The following is an 18,536-nucleotide window of genomic DNA, read 5'->3' as shown; positions in this document are numbered from 1 at the left end:
TCGCTGGAGGCGTGACGCCGTGTCAGCCGCGGAGGGCGGCGATCGTGAGGGTGGTGTCGGGGAGCTTGACGGTGACGTCCGAGCTCGTCGTCAGACCGCTCGGGGTGTCGAACACGGTGGTATGCGGGACGATGTCGTGCGTGCAGACGCCGCCGGACGCCGGGGCGAGCGTGGCCTCCAGCTGGTTGGAGGCGACGACCTTGACCGACTCGACCGTCGGCGGGCACGTGGAGCTTCCGTAGAGCACGATCCCGAACTGCTTGCCGTCCTCCAGCCAGGTCGCCCAGGAGGCGCCGCCCGCACTGCTCGCGGGCGGCTGCACGCCCTGTGGCTCGCCGGCGTGATCCGAGGCGGGTTTCACCTGCGTACTCGTGCATCCGGCGAGCAGCAGGGCGGCGGCGACGAGGGCGGCAGAGGCGGCGACGGACATCCGGGGGCGCGCGGCACGGTTCACGCGCTCATTCTATGGGCGGCCCGGGCGGGCGCGGCAGGGTCGTCATCCGGGGCGTCATCCGGGGCGTCATCGGGGCGTCCGCCGGGCCGGTCGGCGGCCTAGGATGCCGCTATGAGCAACCTCGAGCGCGACCCGGTGGAGGTCCTCGCGGGCGACGACGCGGTCGTCGCGGACGCGGGCGTGGAGATCCTGGAGCCGCGCGAGGTGCCGCTCGGCGGTCCGCGCGCGATGACCGTGCGGCGCACCCTCCCGCAGCGGCGTCGCTCGCTCGTGGGCGGCTGGTGCTTCGTCGACCACTACGGCCCCGACGACGTCTCGCTGACCGGCGGGATGCAGGTGCCGCCGCATCCGCACACCGGGTTGCAGACGGTGAGCTGGCTGTTCGAGGGCGAGATCGACCACCGCGACAGCGTGGGCAGTCACGCTCTCGTGCGACCGGGCGAGCTCAACCTGATGACGGCGGGGCGCGGGATCAGCCACTCGGAGGTCTCCACGCCGGCGACCCGGCGGCTGCACGGCGTGCAGCTCTGGGTGGCGCTGCCGAGCGCGTCGAAGGACGTCGAGCCGTTCTTCGAGCACCATGTCCCGTCGCCCGCGCCGCTCGGGGCGGCGACCGTCCGGACCTTCGTGGGCGCGCTGGCCGGGAGCGGGACGGCGGCGACCGTGTTCTCGCCGCTGGTGGGCGCCGAGCTCGACGTGCCGGCCGGAGCGCGCGTGACCGTGCCGCTCGATCCGGCGTTCGAGCACGGGGTGCTGGTCGACGCGGGCGAGGTGGTCGTCGCTGCGGCGGATGTCCCCGTGGCGCATCTGGCCTACCTCTGCCCGGGTCGCGAGGCCGTGGAGGTGGAGGTCGGCGACGGCGGCCCGGCACGTCTCCTGCTGCTCGGCGGCGAGCCGCTGGGCGAGGAGATCGTCATGTGGTGGAACTTCATCGGCCGCAGTCACGAGGACGTCGTCGCCGCGCGGGCCGAGTGGCAGCGCGACGTGATCGACGGCGAGGACCCGGACGGGCGGTTCGGGACGGTGCGCGGGTACGACGGCGGCGCGCTCCCCGCGCCGGCTCTGCCGACGGTGCGGCTCAAGCCGCGCGGCTGAGCAGGGCGGTCCTCCACAACATCGTCGGCTCGACGGCGTCTCCACAGATTCGATGCTCCGCGCTGCGCGCGTAATTCCCTCGCACGAGAATGGACCGTGCATGCAGATCTCTTGGTTTCGCATGCATCGCCAGATACACTCGAATCTATGGGAGTCACAGTGCAAGTCAGAGATCTCGACCCGGCGGTCGATGCCCGCCTGAAGAGCGCCGCAAGCGCGAAGGGCCTGTCGTATTCGGAGTACCTTCGCAGGGAGCTCACCCGCATCGCGGAACGATTGCGGATCGAAGAGCGCTGGGCTGAGGCCGTCGCCTTGGACGCGGCGCGAACGGAGGCGGCAGTCAAGACCGCCGCCGAGAGCGGTGAGCCGTTCCGGGGGCTCGGCCTCTCGAGCGAGGAGATCGTGGCGATGGTCCGCGAGAGCCGGAGCGAGCGGTGATCGCGGCGGTGATCGACTGCAGCGCGATGGTCGACCTCCTCAACTCGGCTGGAGCGGCGGCACTGCAGTCCAACGAGGAGCTGGCGGACTGCCTGCTGGCCGCGCCGCACCTGATCGACCCGGAGTTCGTGAGCATGGCGCGACGGATCGGGCGGCACGATGCCGACCGCGCGGAACGGGCGGAGCAGTTGCTGATCGAGTTCTCCCAGGTGCCGATCATGCGGTTCGAGCACGGTCCGCTCCGGCAGCACGCGTGGACGTGGCGACATCAGCTCTCCGCCTACGACGCCATGTACGTCGCGCTCGCGCACGAGCTTCGGATTCCGCTCGTCACGAGCGACTCGCGGCTGGCGGGGGCCGCGACGAAGTGGTGCGAGACGAGGCTGCTCGCGGAGCTCGGCGGCCCGCAGGGCACTGGCCGGCCGGCCCTCCAGCCGCCCGTCGAGCCGCCTATTGCAGGGCGGAGGTGAGGCGGGCGAGGTTGTCGAGCACGGTGGAGCGGAGCGGCTGCTTCATCCACTCGTCCAGGGTCAGTTCACGGCTGTCGCGGCGGTAGCCGTCCTCCACCTCGCGCATCTGTTCGACGAACGAGCGACCGCGGACCATCAGCGAGACCTCCATGTTCAGCAGGAAGGAGCGCATGTCCATGTTGCTCGAACCGATGACGGCCACGTCGTCGTCGATGGTGAAGTGCTTGGCGTGCAGGATGTAGGGCGCCTTGTACATCCAGATCCGCACCCCGGCCCGCAGCAGCGCCTCGTAGTACGACCGCTGGGCGTGGTAGACCAGGGCCTGGTCACCGATCTCGGAGACGAACAGGTCCACGGCGATGCCCCGCTGGGTGGCGGTCGTGATGGCGGTCAGCATGGCCTCGTCCGGCACGAAGTACGGGGACGTGATGACGATGCGCTCCTGCGCGTAGTAGAGCAGCGCGAGGAACAGGCGGAGGTTGTTCTCACCCGCGAACCCGGGGCCGGACGGCACCACCTGGGCATCCAGCTCCTCGGGATCGTTCGCGTTGCGCACGTCCTCGTCGGTGATCGGCTCGGTCTCCCGGCGCAGCAGTTCGTCCGTCTCGCTGTACCAGTCGGTGATGAAGATCGCGTTGAGACCGGCGACGATCGGCCCCTCCAGCCGGACGATGAGCTCTTTCCACTTGAGCCCGCGCTTGATGTTGGACTTCTTGTTGTAGCTGCGGTCGATGACGTTCTGCGACCCCATGAACGCCACCCGGCCGTCCACGATGAGCAGCTTGCGGTGGTTGCGGAGGTCCGGCCGCTGGTACTTGCCCTTGAACGGCTGCACCGGGAGCATCAGGTGCCACTTCGCGCCCATCTCGGTCAGCCGGTTGATGGTGGCCTTGTAGTCGGGCGTCCGCACCGACGCGATGTGGTCGAGCAGCACTCGCACGATGACGCCGCGGGCGACCGCGGCCTCCATCGCCTCGAAGAACGGGGTGGTCGTCCTGTCCAGGGTCAGGATGTAGAACTCGACATGCACGTAGCGCTTGGCGGCGGCGATCGCGGCGGTCATCGCGGCGAGCGACTCGTCGTAGTGCCCGTTCAGGCTGGCCCGGTTGCCGCCGACGAGCGGCATGGCGCCCAGATTCCGGTTGAGCTCGACGACGGACTCCAGCCACGCCGGCCACGGGTGGTCACGGCGCACGCGTTCGATGCCCTCGGTGCTGTCGATGATGAAGCGGTTGATCTCGTCCTGCTTCTCGCGGCGCTTCTTCGGGAGCTTGTAGCTGCCGATCAGCAGGAAGAACAGGACGCCGATGTACGGGATGAGGAAGATCGCGAGCAGCCACGCGGTCGCCGAGGTCGGCTTGCGGTTGCGCGGGACGACGATGATGGCGATGACGCGGATGACGAAGTCGAGGAGCAGCGCGAGGACCACGATCGTGGTGGTCAGTAGACCCGGCTCCATTCGGCCCCCTCCGGCGTCACGCGTCGAGGACCGGCAGCTGCGGCCTCATCTGCCTACCGTAGCGGGCGCACCGCCTCGGGAGCGAGACGGCGCACGAGCGCGCACGAGTGGGACGGCGCCCGCGGACCCGGTGGGGTCGGGATCAGCTCTTGGGGGCGAGGCCGCGGCGGGCGCGCTCCTCGTTCTCCATGCGGGAGTAGACCTTGCGCTCGGTGCGGTCGGCCCGGACGATCGCGCGCATGATCATCCAGAACAGCAGGCCCACGAGCACGGTCGGGGCCAGCGACCAGACGATTCCACCGATGATGTCTCCCATAGCGGGATAATGGTACCTCCCGCACATGTGAATCCCGACCCCCGGAGCACTGCCACGCCTCCCTTCTTCGTCTTCGCCACCACCTGGTCGTTCGACCCGGCCGCCGCAATCGTGCTGGTCGTCGCGACCGTGCTCTACCTCGGGGGTGTGCTGTCGCTCCGGCGCCGCGGCCACCGCTGGCCGGCGCGGCTGACGGCGATGTACCTCCTCCTCGGGCTCGGCTCGTACGCCGTCATCTCCTTCGGCTTCCTCGGGGCCGAGAGCACCGAGCTGCGCTGGGCGTTCACGACGCGGATCGCGCTGCTGCTGTTCGTCGTCCCGGCGCTGGTCAGCCTCGGGAGGCCGATCGCGCTCGCCCGCGCGGCGCTCGGCGGCACGGGTCAGGCGCGCACCGACCGGTTCCTGCGGTCCCGGCCTGTGCGGCTGTTCGGCAACGCGATCTTCGCGACCGCCTTCGCGTGCGCGGCGTTCCTGATCTTCCTCACACCGGTCGCCGCGGTCCTCCGCGACTCGCCCTGGTCGGAGTGGACGATCTCCGTGCTGGTCCCGCTCGCCGGCCTGCTGATGGTGCTGCCGATCGCGGCCCACTCGGTGATGCACACGAGCTTCTTCATCACGGTCGAGTTCCTGCTGGCGTTCGCGGCCCTGCTGCTGGACGCGATCCCCGGTCTCCTGCTGCGGCTCAACGACAAGGTGCTCGACCACGCGCCGGCGATCCTCGGGCGCATGCCGTTCTGGTTCCCGAACGCCCTGCACGACCAGCACCTGTCCGGCGATTTCCTGTGGTTCATCGCGGAGATCGCCGACGTCCCGATCCTCGTCATCCTGTTCGTGCGCTGGATGCGCCTGGACCGGCGCGAGGGCAAGAAGCTGGACGAGCTCAGCGACGAGGAGATGGAGGCGCTCACCCAGGCGCACCTCCACCAACGCGGCTGAGCAGGGCTCGGCTGAGCGCAGCGCCCTACTTGACCAGCGGGAACAGGATGGTCTCGCGGATGCCGAGGCCGGTCAGCGCCATGAGCAGGCGGTCGATGCCCATGCCCATGCCGCCCGTCGGCGGCATCCCGAACTCGAGCGCGCGCAGGAACTCCTCGTCGAGGCGCATCGCCTCGTCGTCGCCGGCGGCCGCGAGGCGTGCCTGCTCCACGAAGCGCTCACGCTGCACGACCGGGTCGACCAGCTCGGAGTAGCCCGTCGCCAGCTCGAAGCCGCGCGTGTAGAGGTCCCACTTCTCGACCACGCCGTCGCGCGAGCGATGCGCGCGCACGAGCGGGCTGGTGTCGACGGGGAAGTCCATCACGAACGTCGGCCGGACGAGCCCCGACTTGACGTGGTGCTCCCACAGCTCCTCGACGTACTTGCCGGGCAGCGGGTGCGGCACCTCGATGTCGGCGTCGGCCGCCAGTTCGCGCAGCCGCGACATCGGGGTCTCCGGCGTGATCTGCTCCCCGATCGCCTCCGAGAGGCTGTCGTACATGCGGATGCGGTCCCACTGGCCGCCGAGGTCGTACTCGGTGCCGTCCGCCCAGGTGACCACGTGCGACCCGGAGATGGCGACCGCGGCGTCCTGGATCAGCTGCTGGGTCAGGTCGGCGATCGAGTTGTAGTCCCCGTACGCCTGGTAGGCCTCCAGCATCGCGAACTCGGGCGAGTGCGTGGAGTCCGCGCCCTCGTTGCGGAAGTTGCGGTTGATCTCGAAGACCCGGTCGATGCCGCCGACGACGGCGCGCTTGAGGTACAGCTCGGGCGCGATGCGCAGGTACAGGTCCGTGTCGAACGCGTTGGAGTGCGTGACGAACGGCCGGGCGGAGGCGCCGCCGTGCATCACCTGGAGCATGGGGGTCTCGACCTCCACGAAGCCCTGACCAGCGAACGTGCTGCGCAGGCTCGCGACGGCGGCGGCGCGGTCGAGCACGTTGCGCCGGGCCTGGTCGCGCGCGATCAGGTCGAGGTAGCGGGAGCGGACCCGCGTCTCCTCGTTGAGCTCGTTGTGGAGGTTCGGCAGCGGCAGAATCGCCTTCGACGCGATCTCCCAGCCGCGGACCATGATCGACAGCTCGCCGCGGCGGCTGGAGATCGCCTCGCCGGCCACGAACACGTGGTCGCCGAGGTCCACGAGCTCCTTCCAGCGGGCCAGCGACTCCTCGCCGACCTCCGCGAGGGAGACCATGGCCTGGATGCGCGACCCGTCGCCGGACTGCAGCACGGCGAAGCAGAGCTTTCCGGTGTTGCGCAGGTGCACGACACGGCCGGCGAGGCCGACGGTCTCGCCCGACGCCTGGTCGGCCTCCAGGTGGTCCCAGGCGGCCCGCACCTCGGGGATGGTCGTCGTCACCGGCACGTGCACCGGGTAGGCCCCGCCGCCCGCGTCGCCGGCCTCGGCGATCAGGCGCTCGCGCTTGGCCAGGCGGACGGCCTTCTGCTCGCTGATCTCGTCGGCGGACAGGTCGCCGTCGTCGGTGAGGTCGGTGGCGGGCGCTTCGGTCATCGTGTCTTTCCGTTCCGGCGGTGGGGCTCGTGCGGTGGTGGTGCTGGTGGAGGTCGGTGGGTCGAACGGCTTCGGCTCAGCCGAGCGTGATGCGTGCGTTGTCGATCAGACGGGTGGAGCCGACGCGGGCGGCGATCAGGAGGAGGGCGGGACCGTGGAGGTCCGCGTCCGCCTCCAGGAACGTGTCCGGATCGACGATCGCGAGATAGTCCAGTTTAACGACCGGCTCGGCCTCCACACGCTCGGTCGCCGCAGCGAGGGCGGCCTGCACTCCCCCGGCCGCGGCGGACGCACCGGCGGCGAGCGCCTGCGACAGCGTCACGGCGGCGCGGCGCTGGTCCTCGTCCAGGAAGCGGTTGCGGCTGGAGAGGGCGAGACCGTCGTCCTCTCGCACGGTGTCCACGACCGCGATGGCGACCGGGAGGTCGAGGTCGTCGACCATGCGGCCGACCAGGTGCACCTGCTGGGCGTCCTTCTGCCCGAACACGGCGACATCCGGCCGGACGATGTTGAGCAGCTTCGCGACGACGGTCAGCATGCCGTCGAAATGCCCCGGACGCGAGGCACCCTCGAAGAGCCGGCCGACCTCGCCCGCGGTGACCCGGGTGGTCGTCGGGCCGTCCGGGTACATCTCCTCGGCCGACGGCGCGAACACCAGATCGGCGAGCCCGTCGAGCGCGGCGACGTCGGCGTCGAGCGTCCGCGGGTAGCGGTCGAGGTCTTCGCCGGGACCGAACTGCAGCGGATTGACGAAGACCGAGACGACGACGAAACCGCCGAGGTCGCGCGCCCTGCCCACCAGGCGGAGGTGCCCGCGGTGGAGGGCGCCCATCGTCGGGACCAGCACGACGCGGCCGGTGGGGGCGTCGGCCGGGCCGTCCAGTGCGGCCTCCCGCCTGGCGTGCGCCACCCGCTCGCGCAGTTCGGCGATGGTGGTGACGACGTCGGGCATGACGGTCCTCTCAGTGGGTGGTGCGGTGGGTCTGATGGGCGCTGGGGTGCGCAGGTCACGGCGCCGCATCCAGGCTACTCGCCGCGGAGGAACCAGCCGCGTCCGTCGTCGCCGGGGTCGCCGTCGCCGGGCGCGCCGTCGCGGTGCGCCGGGTCGCCCGGTCCGCCGCCCGCGCCGCCGAGCGCCTCCAGGACGTCGCCGACGTCGAGCGCGGTCGGCACGCCCGCGCGGGTGAGGGCGTTGTCGACCGCCGAACGGAGCAGCGAGCTGAGGAACGAGCCGGGGTTCTCCACGCCGATCCCCGCGAGGATGCCGGTGGACTGCTCGACGATCGAGCGCGAGAACGCGGTCGCCGTCGCGATCGCCTCCGCATACGCGGGCCGGTCGTCCTCGGCGATCACGACCGGCTCGCCGCCCATCTCGACCACCAGGGCCTGTGCGATCGGCAGCACCGGGGCCGGCGCGGTGACGGCGAACCAGCTCTCCGCCAGCCGGGCGAGGTCGAGGCTGGTGCCGGTGAACTCGAGCGCGGGGTGCACGGCGAGCGGGATGGCGCCGGCCTCCGCCGCCGGGCGCAAGACGCCGACGCCGTACGCGGGGGCGGTGTGCAGCACGAGCTGCCCCGGCTGCCAGGTGCCCGTCGCCGCGAGGCCGGCGACGAGGCCGGGCAGCTCCCGGTCCGGGACGGCGAGGATGACGAGCTCACTGCGCTCGACCAGCGTGGGGACGTCCAGGATCGGCGCCTGCGGCAGCATCGCCTGCGCGCGCTCGCGGCTCTCGGAAGACACGGCGGAGATGCCCACGATCGCGTGGCCCGCACCGGCGAGCGCGGCGCCGAGCACGGGCCCGACGCGTCCGGCGCCCACGATGCCGAGGCCGAGGCGGCCGGAGCGGCGGGTGCTGTCGTTCATGCGTCCTCCTCGGCGGGTGGGCGGGCGGAAGTCGGGTCGGGGGCGGGGTGCGCCCTCCAGCGGTGGCTGCGGTCGGCGCCCGCGGCCTCCACCGCCCGCACCGCGACCGTCTCGAAGAGCTGCTCGCCGGTCGCCGCGTCCATCGCGCCGAGCCGGGGGTGCACGGGGCCGGACACCGTGTGGAAGCGCGCCTCGGCGAGGCCGAGCAGGCGGTCGATCGGGCCCTGCTGGAGTTCCAGGCTCTGCAGGCGGGCCAGCGGCACCACGGCGAGGCTCCGCCAGACGAAGCCGCGGCGCAGGAGCACGGCGCCGTCCACCATCCGGAAGCCCGTGCGCTGCCACGACAAGGGCCGCAGCCACGCCGCACGGCGCGGACTGCCGGTGAAGGCATCGCGGCCGCGGGAGGTCATGCCCTCCAGGATCGCTGCGCTGTGCTCGGCCGTGAACGCCGGCAGCACCAGCGAGAGCACCTTCGCCACGTCGGCCTGGTCGCCGACCGGCAGCATGGTCGTGTTCGGCTGGCCGGCCGCGCCCTTCTCACGCGAGTGGCCGGCGGTGTCGATCCGGATCTGCCACCAGCCGAACGGTCGCCACAGCAGCGGCTGCAGCACCTCCACCGCGTGGATGCGGCCGGGCGGAAGCGTCTCGTTGCTCGTCGTGAGCAGGCCGAAGCCCACCCGGACGCCGTCGGGAGTTCCGGCGATCGAGTAGCGCAGCGACTTGGTGAAGCGGTTGATGTAGAAGCTCGCGGAGCCGATCAGGCCGGGGAGCACGACGATCAGCAGCCACGGCGACCCGCCCGCAGAGCCGATCACCAGCAGGACGATGACCACGATCACGAACACCGTGAACCCGCTCAGCACGAGCGAGCCGGCGAGCCGGGCCGGCGGGATCTTCACGACCGACGCGGGCGGCGCCGCGTTCGGATCGAGCTCCGGCGCGAGGAAGTCGTCGATGCGCCGGCCGACGAAGTCGCCCACCTGGGCGGCGCGGGAGGCGGTGGCCGGCTCCTCCGCGGACGCGGCCGCGACCGGGCTCCCGGCGGTCGCGCCCGGCGACGCGGCTTCGGCCTCCCGAACGCCAGACGCCAGCCGCAGCACGTCGGATCGCAGCCCGTCGGCGAGGACCGAACCGAGGTAGGCGAGCGTCACGTTCGCGTCGTGCCCCGCCACACTGATGTCCAGCTTCGCGGCGCCGAAGATGCGCGCGAGGAGCGGACGGACCACGTTGATGCCCTGGATGCGGTCGAGCCGCGCCTTGCGCTGGGTGCGGAACAGGATCCCGCTGCGCACCTCCACCGCGTCGTCGGTGATCCGGAAGCTGTGCATCCGCCACGACACGTAGAACGCGGCCAGGCAACCGAGCAGCACGACCGCGAGCGCCAGCAGGGCCCAGCCCTCCCAGCCGCGGTGGAAGATCGCGTCGATCGGGTCGCCGCCCAGGTCGGGCGCCCCGACGAAGAAGCCGACCAGCCGCTCGCGCAGGTTCGACAGCACGAAGCCGAGGACCGCGATGAACACGATCCCGCCGCGCAGCAGCGGTGTGGCCGGGTGGAGGCGGTGCCACTCGCCGTCGGTGAAGCGCTCGGCGGCGCGCTCGGCGGCGTTCAGCGGGCCGCCGGGGAGGGGCGCGGCCGGGTCCGGCATGCCCTGCGGCGGCACACCCCCGGGCTCCGGCACGGTCACAATCCCGCCCGGCGGCTCTCCGCCAGCTCCACGAGCCTGTCGCGCAGCTCAGCCGCCTGCGGCTCCGGCAGGCCGGGGACGACCACGCCGGTGGAGGCCGCCGCGGTCACGAACTTGAGGTCGGCCAGCCCGAGCATCCGGCCGACCGGACCACGGGTGATGTCGATGAGCTGCATGCGGCCGTACGGCACCGACACGAACCGCTGGTACATGATCCCGCGCCGGAACAGCAGGTCGTCGTCGCGCAGGATGTACCCGATCGACCGGGTGCGCCGGTTCGCGATGAACAGCCCGACCAGCGTCGAGGCCACGATGACGACGAGCGCGATCCAGGCCCACGTCCAGCCGGCGACCAGCCAGAAGAACACGGACGCGGCGCTCAGGACGATCCCGCTGAGGAGGGTGCTGACGACGACCACCACGACGTACTTCGGCGAGACGCGGTTCCACTCGCCGACGGAGAGGTCAATGCGAGCGGGCACGGGCGGCCTCCGGGTCGTCGTCCTTGTCGTCGGGCGGGAGGGTGCAGAAGTACTCGGCGACGAGGCCCGCGACGAGCAGCACGACGGCGCCCGCTGTGCCCAGCGCGCTCAGCAGCACGGCGTTGGAGGCGGGCAGCACGTCCCGGGTGAAGATGAAGAGCAGGATGCCGATGCCGGCGCCCGTGAGGAGCGCGCCGCTCAGGCCGCACGCCTTGGCGAGCACGACGATCCGGGTCGCCTGGAACGGGTCGATCCGGCGCGAGCTGCGGCCGCGCACGGCACGCCGGATCGGGACGGCGAACGCCACGACGATGATGGCGACCGCGACCAGCGTGATCGGCAGCGTCAGCGGCGGGACGAACACCGCGAGACCGCTGCTGGCGGCCGCGAACTCGCCGAGGAAGCCCACGACCAGCCCGAGCACCCCGAGGCCGATCAGGGAGGTGGGACGGGTGCGCTTCATGCGTCGCCGCCGGTCGGCTCGTACAGGGTCACCGGATCCGTCGCCCGCGCCGCCAGCGCCGCCACCGGCCCATAGCCCGGCAGAACGGCGTCCGGGTCCACGTCGAGCCACGGCACCAGCACGAAGGCCCGCTCGTGCGCGCGCGGATGCGGGAGGACGATGCGCGGGTCGTCGTCGGCGACGATCCCCTGATAGTCGACGATGTCGATGTCGATCGTGCGGTCCCCCCAGCGCTCCTCGCGCACCCGGCCGAGGGCGTCCTCCACCCGGTTGACGGCGGACAGCAGTGCCAGCGGGTCGAGGATCGTGTTCACCAGCGCGACGGCGTTGAGGTAGGCGGGCGCCTCCTCGTCGATGCCCTCCGGCTTGAGCGCCGGCGTCTCATACAGCCGGGACACGGCCTCCACCCGCAGGCCGGACTCCTCACCGAGCAGCCGCACCGCCTCGCGGATCGTGGCCACGCGGTCGCCCAGGTTGCTGCCGAACGCGAGCACCGCCGGCGCGCCCACGCGCAGTCGCTCGGGACGCGCGATCACGGCCGGCCCCGCAGGATCCGCACGGCGACGTCCCCGAACGGCACCTCGATCGGCGCGTCCGGCTTGTGGACCGTGACCTCCACCGAGTGCACCGGCGCGTGGGCGAGCACCACGCCGGCCACCCGCTCGGCGACGGTCTCGATGAGGTCGACCGGGTCGCGGCGGACGGCGTCGGCGATCTCGTTCGCCAACTCGCCGTAGTGGACGGTGCGGGCGAGGTCGTCGGAGGCCGCGGACGGCGACAGGTCGAGGTGCGCGGTCACGTCCACGACGAAGTCCTGGCCGTTCTCGCGCTCGAAGTCGAACACGCCGTGGTGCGCCCGCACGCGCAGGCCCGTGAGCACGATCGCGTCCGACGGCGCGCGCGAGACGGACACGGCAGCGGAATCAGTCATCGCGTCCAGCTTGCCACGCCTGCACGACATCCAGGGCCACCCGCGTCGACGTCACGTCGTGCACGCGCACGGCCCAGACGCCGGCCTGGGCGGCCAGAGCCGATATCACGGCGGTCGGGGCGTCGCGGTCCTCCAGGCTGGAGCCCTCGCCGAGCAGCGTGCCGAGGAACCGCTTGCGGGAGGCGCCGATGAGCACCGGGTAGCCGAGCGTCTCGAACTCGTGCAGGCCGGCGAGCACCTGCCAGTTGTGCTGAGCGTTCTTCGAGAAGCCGATGCCGGGGTCGAGCACGAGCTTGGCCGGGTCGATGCCGTGGTCCAGGAGGCTGGTGACGCGGGCGGAGAGCTCGGCGCGCACCTCCCTGACGGTGTCGGTGTAGACGGCGCGCGAGTCGGCGGCGTCGAGGCGTCCGCGCCAGTGCATGACGACGTACTGGAGGCCGGTGTCGAGCACGGCGTCCGGCATCCCCGCGTCGGCAAGGCCGCCCGAGACGTCGTTGATGATCGCGGCGCCCGCGTCGGCGGCGGCGCGGGCGGTGGAGGCGTTGAGGGTGTCGACGCTCACGGTCACGCCGTGCTCGGCCAGCGTGCGGATGACCGGGACGACGCGGGCGCGCTCCTCCACCGGATCCACGCGCAGCGCGCCGGGGCGGGTGGACTCGCCGCCCACGTCGATCAGATCGGCGCCCTGCGCGACCAGGTCCAGCGCGTGCGCCACCGCGGCCTCCGGCTCCAGCCAGAGCCCGCCGTCGCTGAACGAGTCGGGCGTCACGTTGAGGACGCCCATGATGAGCGTCACGCCCGCTCCTCGCCCTGCGGGTCGCGGGCGCCGATGAGCGCGATCAGCTCGGCGCGGGAGGCCGGCTCGCTGAACGCGCCCCGCGCGGCGATGGTCACCGTCGTGGCGCGCGTCTGCCGGGCGCCGCGGGTGGTCACGCACTCGTGGGCGGCGTCCAGCACGACCAGCACGCCGCGGGCCTGCGCGCCCTCCTCGATCGTGTCGGCGATCTGCTCGGTGAGGCGCTCCTGCAGCTGCGGCCGGGACGAGAGCGTCTCGATCACGCGCGGGATCCGGCCCAGGCCGATCACGGCGTCACCGGGCAGGTACGCGACGTGCGCCACGCCGAGGAACGGCAGCAGGTGGTGCTCGCACACCGACCGGAACTCGATGTCGCGCAGGATGACGGTCTCGGCATGGGCGTCCTCCAGCGGCACCGGCTCACCCAGCTGCTGACGCGCGTCGACGCCCACGCCGGAGAAGAACTCGGCGTAGGCGTCGGCGACGCGCGACGGCGTGGCGGTCAGGCCCGGACGCGACGGATCCTCGCCGATGGCGGCGAGGATCTCGGCGACGGCCGCCTCGATGCGTGCGCGATCGAATCCGGTCATGCGGTGCGCGGCCTAGGCCGTGGCCGGCCGCGGCTTGATGGCGGGAGACCGCTTCGGCTTCGACGACGGCGGCTCCGAGTCGACCCCGCCGTCCACCGCCCCGGCGTCGATGGGCGCCTTCGGGAACGGGATCGGCGGCTGGTCGGAGATCGGCCGCTTGTCGCTGGACAGCCACTGCGGCCGCTCCGGCAGCTTCTTCACGTCGGCGAAGATCTCGGCGATCTGGTTGTGGTCGAGCGTCTCGTGCTCCAGCAGGGAGGCGGCGAGGCGGTCGAGAACCGCGCGGTTGTCGTTGATGACCTCCCACGCCTCGTCGTGCGCCTTCTCGATGAGGGCGCGCACCTCGGTGTCGACGCGCTCGGCGATGCGCTCCGAGTAGTCGCGCTGGTGGCCCATGTCGCGGCCGAGGAACATCTCGCCGTTCGCCTGGCCGAGCTTGACGGAGCCGATATCGGCGCTCATGCCGTACTCGGTGACCATCTTGCGGGCGATGGAGGTCGCCTTCTCGATGTCGTTGGAGGCGCCGGTGGTCGGGTCGTGGAAGACGATCTCCTCCGCGACGCGGCCGCCCATCGCGTAGGCGAGCTGGTCGAGCAGCTCGTTGCGGGTGACCGAGTACTTGTCCTCCAGCGGCATGACCATCGTGTAGCCGAGGGCGCGGCCGCGCGGGAGGATCGTGATCTTGGTCACCGGGTCGGTGTGGCGCATCGCCGCGGCGGCGAGGGCGTGGCCGCCCTCGTGGTACGCGGTGATCAGCTTCTCCTGGTCCTTCATGACCCTGGTGCGCTTCTGCGGGCCGGCGATGACGCGGTCGACGGCCTCGTCGAGCGCGCGGTTGTCGATCAGCTGCGCGTTGGAGCGCGCGGTCAGCAGCGCGGCCTCGTTGAGGACGTTGGCCAGGTCGGCGCCGGTGAAGCCGGGCGTCTTGCGGGCGAGCACCTCGAGGTCCACGGAGGCCGCCAGCGGCTTGCCGCGGCCGTGCACCTCCAGGATCTTCTTGCGGCCGAGCATGTCCGGAGCGTCCACACCGATCTGGCGGTCGAAGCGGCCGGGGCGCAGCAGCGCGGGGTCGAGGATGTCGGGACGGTTGGTCGCCGCGATCAGGATGACGTTCGTCTTGGGGTCGAAGCCGTCCATCTCCACGAGGAGCTGGTTGAGCGTCTGCTCGCGCTCGTCGTGACCACCGCCGAGGCCGGCGCCGCGGTGACGGCCGACCGCGTCGATCTCGTCGATGAAGATGATGGCCGGGGAGTTCTCCTTGGCCTGCTGGAAGAGGTCACGGACGCGGCTCGCGCCGACGCCGACGAACATCTCCACGAAGTCCGAGCCGGAGATGGAGTAGAAGGGGACGCCCGCCTCACCCGCGACGGCGCGGGCCAGCAGGGTCTTACCCGTTCCGGGAGGGCCGTACAGCAGCACGCCCTTCGGGATGCGGGCGCCGACCGCCTGGAACTTCGCGGGCTCCTTGAGGAAGTCCTTGATCTCCTCCAGCTCCTCGATGGCCTCGTCGGACCCGGCGACGTCGTCGAAGGTGACCTTCGGCGTCTCCTTGGTGACGAGCTTCGCCCGGGACTTGCCGAACTGCATGACCTTGTTGCCGCCGCCCTGCATGCCCGAGATCATGATCCAGAAGAACACGCCGATGAGCAGCGCCGGGATCAGGAAGCCGAGGATGTTGACCAGCCAGTTGGGCTGCGGGACCTCGTCGTTGTAGCCCTTGGGGAGGTTGGCGTCGTCGACCGCCTTGACCACGTCCTGTCCGCGCGGGGTGACGTAGTAGAACTGCACCTGCGTGCCGTTCGCGCCGTCCGCCTGCTTGAGGGTGAGGTCGACGCGGTTCTCGCCGTCCACGATCTTCGCCTGCGAGACCTTGTCCTGCTGCAGCAGGTCGAGTCCCTGCTGCGTGGTCACGCTCTTGAAGCCCGACATGGTGATCAGACTGGAGCCGATCCACACCGCGATGATCGCGAGCACGACATACAGGATCGGGCCGCGGAAGATCTTCTTGAGGTTCATGGTGCGACCACAGTACCGCCTGGGCGCTGTAGGTCGGCTGCGTGTTCGCTCTGGGCGCGCTTGCTGTTCCCCGCGATTTTCTGAGCGGCCCGGGGGTCAGGCGATGGGGTCAGGCCGCCGGGAGGATGGCCGGCCAGTACTCGGCGATCACGCCGTCCTGAACCCGCACGAAGTCGTGCCCGGCGAACGACATGGTCTCGTCTCCCATGGAACAGGTGAGCACCCAGCGCGCCGCCACGAAGCCGTCGCCGACGAGCGGCCCCGCCTGGACGTCGAACTCGACCCGGTCGAACTGGTCGACGGTCTCGGCGATGGCCCGGGCGAACCCGCGCGGCCCGACGACGTCGCCCTCCGGCCAGTGCCCGACGGCGTCGCCCGCGATGATCGGCTCCAGCGAGGCGTGCCGGTCGCTCCAGGCGGCCAGCCAACGTCGGTACAGCTCGGTCGGTTCGTAGGGCATGGGGTCATCGGACCACGTCGCGCCGGTGGGCGCAAGTCGCATGGACTGAGTCGATCCATTCGGCCGAATGGGTCTATTCGGGCTCTGATAGGCCTATTGGGCTATGATGGTCACCATGACCGCACTCATGCCTATCTCCGATGCCAAGCAGCACCTCGGCGCCCTCGTGGACCGCGCGCACCTGCAGCATGAGCTCGTCTCCCTGAGCAGGCGGGGCCGTCGGGTAGCCGTGCTCGTCGATGCCGACGACTTCGACCGCATGGTCGAGCGGCTGGAGGAGCTGGACGACGCCCAGGCCGCCCTCGCCGCCCGGCGCGAGCTGGAAGAGACGGCGGCCGAACCGATCCCGTGGGAGGACGTGAAGGCAGAGCTCGGCCTGGCATGACCTACCGGATCGATGTCGCGCCGGCGGCGGCCAGAGAACTGCGCAAGCTGGACCCTCCGGCCCGCCGCCGCATCCAGGCGGCCGTCGAGCTCCTCGCCGAGGCGCCGCGACCTCCCGCCGCGAAACCGCTGGTCGACAGCGGCGGCGCCTGGCGCGTCCGGGTGGGCGACTACCGGATCGTCTACGACATCGAGGACGACCGGCTGGTCATCCTCGTCCTCCGGGTCGCGCACCGGCGCGAGGTCTACCGCGGCTGAGGGTCGTCGCCGCGACTCCAGGCGATCGCGATCAGGCGGCGGAGCACCGCGAGGTCGATGTCGTCCAGCGTGCGCACGTACACGCACCCGGCGCCCTCGGTGTAGGTGCCGAGTTCGGGGAGGAGCGCAGCGCCCTCCGGGAGGTCCTTGAGCCCGTAGAGGGAGAGGCTCGCCTTGCGCGGCGAGAAGCCCGCGCGCGGCCAGTCGCCCTGCCGGCGCGGATCCGACGGGGAGACGTAGCGATAGCTCCCGTAGCCCACGATGGACGGACCCCACATGACAGGGTCCGCGCCCGTCACCTCGGTGAAGATGCGGGCCAGGGCACGGCCGTCCTCCCTGCGGCGAGCCGGAGTCGCGGCGTCGAGGAACTCGGCGACGTCCGCGTCGGTCGGTTTCGTCTTGGGCTCGGCCATGCCGCTGGAGCTCAGCTGTAGACGGCCGGCGAGAGGATGCCGACGCCGCGGAGGGTGCGGTAGCGCTCGGCGTAGTCGAGGCCGTAGCCGACCACGAACTGGTTGGGGATGTCGAAGCCGACGTACTTGACGTCGATCTCGACGCGGGCGGCCTCCGGCTTGCGCAGCAGGGTGAAGATCTCGATCGACTCCGGGCCGCGGCTGCGCAGGTTCGCGAGCAGCCACGAGAGCGTGAGCCCGGAGTCGATGATGTCCTCGACGATCAGCACGGTCTTGCCGCTGAGGTCGGTGTCCAGGTCTTTGAGGATGCGCACGACGCCGCTCGACGCGGTGCCGCTGCCGTAGGAGCTGACCGCCATCCAGTCCATCGTGACCGGGATGCGCAGCTCGCGGGAGAGGTCGGCCATCACCATGACGGCGCCCTTGAGGACGCCGACCAGCAGGACGTCCTTGCCCGCGTAGTCGCTCTCGACCGTGCGGCTCAGCTCGGCGATGCGGGAGCGGATCTGCTCCTCGGTGATCAGAATCTCGGTCAGGTCGTCGTGAACGTCCGTGAGTTCCATGAGGGAGGCGCTGTCCTTAGCTGTCGGGGTGAAACGTGAGCAGGCCGTTCTGCCTGACAACTCTAACGCCTGGCAGGCTGAGCGGCCCCTGGCCGTGCCAGCCCGTGATGAGCTCCGCGACGGCGAGGGTGTGCGCCCGGCTCAGCGACACCCCGAACTCGGCGGAGACGACCAGCCGGATGACCCGCTGGCGCAATGCGGCGGGGTCGGCGGCGAGCCCGCGCACGTCGAGCGCGACGGCGCCGTTCGCGGTCTGGCTGACCAGCTCCTGCGCCCACTCCAGCGCGAGGCCGTCGAGGGCGTCGTCGTCCTCCCGGAGCTGCTCTGCGGTGCGGGCGAGCGCCTCGGCCACGCCGGGGCCGAGCTCGTCCTCGAGCGCCGGGAGCAGCCGGGTGCGCACGCGCACGCGCGCGTACGCGGGGTCGTCGTTGTGCGGGTCGTCCCACGGGGTCAGCCCGCTGTCGGCGCAGAAGGCGCGCGTCGTCCGGCGGCGGAGGCCGAGGAACGGGCGCAACAGCGTCCCGGTGTCCGGCCGCATCCCCTGGAGGCTGGACGGGCCCGACCCGCGGGCCAGGCCGAGCAGCACGGTCTCGGCCTGGTCATCGAGCGTGTGCGCGAGCAGGATGCGGGCGGCGCCGGTCGCCGTGCGGACGCGGTCGAAGGCGGCGTGCCGGGCGGCGCGGCTGTCGCCCTCGGGGCCGGACGCCCCGGACTCGACGCTGACGCGCTCGACCAGGACGGGGTCGAGTCCGAGGCCGCGGGCCTGAGTGGCGGCCATCGCCGCGACGTCGGCCGAGCCGGGCTGGAGGCCGTGGTCGACCACGATCGCGCCCGCCCGGTAGCCGCCGCGCGGCGCCTCGAACGCGGTCGCCGCCGCGAGGGCGAGGGAGTCCGCTCCCCCGCTCAGCCCGA

24 protein-coding genes are annotated in these 18,536 nt (G+C 71.6%); 6 read left to right on the top strand and 18 right to left on the bottom strand.

The window, feature by feature from the left end; genetic code table 11:
• Positions 1-22: 22 nt before the first annotated feature.
• On the bottom strand, positions 23-454 hold the full coding sequence (locus AC3A3H_RS08890) for a hypothetical protein (protein WP_487614199.1): 432 nt from the start codon (positions 452-454) through the stop codon (positions 23-25).
• 111 nt (positions 455-565) lie between these two features.
• On the opposite strand from AC3A3H_RS08890, the gene AC3A3H_RS08885 reads away from it, so the two are divergent.
• The 3 genes from AC3A3H_RS08885 to AC3A3H_RS08875 all read left to right on the top strand — a co-directional run bounded on the left by AC3A3H_RS08885 (position 566) and on the right by AC3A3H_RS08875 (position 2,457).
• Positions 566-1,549, top strand: a complete 984-nt coding sequence (locus AC3A3H_RS08885; RefSeq protein WP_487614198.1) for a pirin family protein — start codon at positions 566-568, stop codon at positions 1,547-1,549.
• Between the two features lie 147 nt (positions 1,550-1,696).
• Positions 1,697-1,987 carry a FitA-like ribbon-helix-helix domain-containing protein gene (locus tag AC3A3H_RS08880; RefSeq protein ID WP_487614197.1) on the top strand — a complete coding sequence of 97 codons (291 nt, stop codon included), beginning with the start codon at positions 1,697-1,699 and terminating at the stop codon, positions 1,985-1,987.
• The gene (locus AC3A3H_RS08875; protein ID WP_487614196.1) at positions 1,984-2,457 is read left to right on the top strand and encodes a type II toxin-antitoxin system VapC family toxin; all 474 of its coding nucleotides are present in this window, start codon (positions 1,984-1,986) and stop codon (positions 2,455-2,457) included. The genes AC3A3H_RS08880 and AC3A3H_RS08875 overlap by 4 nt, the downstream gene beginning before the upstream one ends.
• Here AC3A3H_RS08875 and cls read toward each other — a convergent pair.
• Positions 2,438-3,916 (bottom strand): cardiolipin synthase, encoded by a 1,479-nt coding sequence (gene cls / locus AC3A3H_RS08870; RefSeq protein WP_487614195.1) that lies wholly within the window; start codon positions 3,914-3,916, stop codon positions 2,438-2,440. The genes AC3A3H_RS08875 and cls overlap by 20 nt on opposite strands.
• 142 nt (positions 3,917-4,058) lie before the next feature.
• Positions 4,059-4,232, bottom strand: a complete 174-nt coding sequence (locus AC3A3H_RS08865; protein ID WP_185276234.1) for a hypothetical protein — start codon at positions 4,230-4,232, stop codon at positions 4,059-4,061.
• A gap of 27 nt (positions 4,233-4,259) precedes the next feature.
• On the opposite strand from AC3A3H_RS08865, the gene AC3A3H_RS08860 reads away from it, so the two are divergent.
• Positions 4,260-5,168, top strand: a complete 909-nt coding sequence (locus tag AC3A3H_RS08860; RefSeq protein WP_487614194.1) for a cytochrome c oxidase assembly protein — start codon at positions 4,260-4,262, stop codon at positions 5,166-5,168.
• 25 nt (positions 5,169-5,193) lie between these two features.
• Here AC3A3H_RS08860 and lysS read toward each other — a convergent pair whose 3' ends face one another.
• From lysS to AC3A3H_RS08800, 12 genes are all read right to left on the bottom strand, one after another.
• Positions 5,194-6,720, bottom strand: a complete 1,527-nt coding sequence (gene lysS / locus AC3A3H_RS08855; protein WP_487614193.1) for a lysine--tRNA ligase — start codon at positions 6,718-6,720, stop codon at positions 5,194-5,196.
• Positions 6,721-6,796: 76 nt separating this feature from the next.
• Positions 6,797-7,672, bottom strand: coding sequence for a pantoate--beta-alanine ligase (gene panC / locus AC3A3H_RS08850; protein ID WP_487614192.1), 876 nt, complete (start codon positions 7,670-7,672; stop codon positions 6,797-6,799).
• 74 nt (positions 7,673-7,746) lie between these two features.
• A complete protein-coding gene (locus AC3A3H_RS08845) occupies positions 7,747-8,583 on the bottom strand; it encodes a Rossmann-like and DUF2520 domain-containing protein (RefSeq protein ID WP_487614191.1) in 837 nt (278 codons plus the stop codon).
• On the bottom strand, positions 8,580-10,262 hold the full coding sequence (locus AC3A3H_RS08840; RefSeq protein WP_487614190.1) for a PH domain-containing protein: 1,683 nt from the start codon (positions 10,260-10,262) through the stop codon (positions 8,580-8,582). Before AC3A3H_RS08840 ends, AC3A3H_RS08845 begins: the two co-directional genes overlap by 4 nt.
• Positions 10,263-10,264: 2 nt before the next feature.
• On the bottom strand, positions 10,265-10,750 hold the full coding sequence (locus tag AC3A3H_RS08835; RefSeq protein WP_487614189.1) for a PH domain-containing protein: 486 nt from the start codon (positions 10,748-10,750) through the stop codon (positions 10,265-10,267).
• A complete protein-coding gene (locus tag AC3A3H_RS08830; RefSeq protein ID WP_487614188.1) occupies positions 10,734-11,213 on the bottom strand; it encodes a DUF3180 domain-containing protein in 480 nt (159 codons plus the stop codon). Before AC3A3H_RS08830 ends, AC3A3H_RS08835 begins: the two co-directional genes overlap by 17 nt.
• Positions 11,210-11,749, bottom strand: a complete 540-nt coding sequence (gene folK / locus AC3A3H_RS08825) for a 2-amino-4-hydroxy-6-hydroxymethyldihydropteridine diphosphokinase (RefSeq protein ID WP_487614187.1) — start codon at positions 11,747-11,749, stop codon at positions 11,210-11,212. Before folK ends, AC3A3H_RS08830 begins: the two co-directional genes overlap by 4 nt.
• Positions 11,746-12,144, bottom strand: a complete 399-nt coding sequence (gene folB, locus AC3A3H_RS08820) for a dihydroneopterin aldolase (RefSeq protein WP_487614186.1) — start codon at positions 12,142-12,144, stop codon at positions 11,746-11,748. Before folB ends, folK begins: the two co-directional genes overlap by 4 nt.
• Positions 12,137-12,940: a dihydropteroate synthase gene (folP, locus tag AC3A3H_RS08815; protein WP_487614185.1), complete on the bottom strand. Its 804-nt coding sequence runs from the start codon at positions 12,938-12,940 to the stop codon at positions 12,137-12,139. The genes folB and folP overlap by 8 nt, the downstream gene beginning before the upstream one ends.
• On the bottom strand, positions 12,937-13,530 hold the full coding sequence (gene folE / locus AC3A3H_RS08810; RefSeq protein ID WP_487614184.1) for a GTP cyclohydrolase I FolE: 594 nt from the start codon (positions 13,528-13,530) through the stop codon (positions 12,937-12,939). Before folE ends, folP begins: the two co-directional genes overlap by 4 nt.
• A 12-nt stretch (positions 13,531-13,542) precedes the next feature.
• Entirely contained in the window at positions 13,543-15,546 is a 2,004-nt protein-coding gene (gene ftsH, locus AC3A3H_RS08805; RefSeq protein ID WP_487614183.1) for an ATP-dependent zinc metalloprotease FtsH, read from the bottom strand.
• 109 nt (positions 15,547-15,655) lie between these two features.
• Positions 15,656-16,006 (bottom strand): nuclear transport factor 2 family protein, encoded by a 351-nt coding sequence (locus tag AC3A3H_RS08800; RefSeq protein ID WP_487614182.1) that lies wholly within the window; start codon positions 16,004-16,006, stop codon positions 15,656-15,658.
• A gap of 115 nt (positions 16,007-16,121) precedes the next feature.
• Here AC3A3H_RS08800 and AC3A3H_RS08795 point away from each other — a divergent pair, with 115 nt between their 5' ends.
• Positions 16,122-16,391 (top strand): type II toxin-antitoxin system Phd/YefM family antitoxin, encoded by a 270-nt coding sequence (locus AC3A3H_RS08795; protein ID WP_487614181.1) that lies wholly within the window; start codon positions 16,122-16,124, stop codon positions 16,389-16,391.
• Entirely contained in the window at positions 16,388-16,648 is a 261-nt protein-coding gene (locus AC3A3H_RS08790) for a type II toxin-antitoxin system RelE family toxin (RefSeq protein WP_487614180.1), read from the top strand. Before AC3A3H_RS08795 ends, AC3A3H_RS08790 begins: the two co-directional genes overlap by 4 nt.
• On the opposite strand, the gene AC3A3H_RS08785 is transcribed toward AC3A3H_RS08790, so the two are convergent.
• The 3 genes from AC3A3H_RS08785 to tilS form a co-directional block, all read right to left on the bottom strand.
• A complete protein-coding gene (locus AC3A3H_RS08785) occupies positions 16,636-17,061 on the bottom strand; it encodes a DUF1801 domain-containing protein (RefSeq protein WP_487614179.1) in 426 nt (141 codons plus the stop codon). The genes AC3A3H_RS08790 and AC3A3H_RS08785 overlap by 13 nt on opposite strands.
• A gap of 11 nt (positions 17,062-17,072) precedes the next feature.
• Entirely contained in the window at positions 17,073-17,624 is a 552-nt protein-coding gene (gene hpt / locus AC3A3H_RS08780; protein ID WP_487614178.1) for a hypoxanthine phosphoribosyltransferase, read from the bottom strand.
• 16 nt (positions 17,625-17,640) lie between these two features.
• Positions 17,641-18,536 (bottom strand): tRNA lysidine(34) synthetase TilS (gene tilS / locus AC3A3H_RS08775; RefSeq protein ID WP_487614177.1); only part of this gene is annotated, 896 nt, incomplete at its 5' end.

It is taken from the genome of Leifsonia sp. Soil_N53 (genome assembly GCF_057655165.1).
Note: the sequence above shows the minus strand (reverse complement) of the source record. Positions and strands in the feature narration are given on the sequence as shown.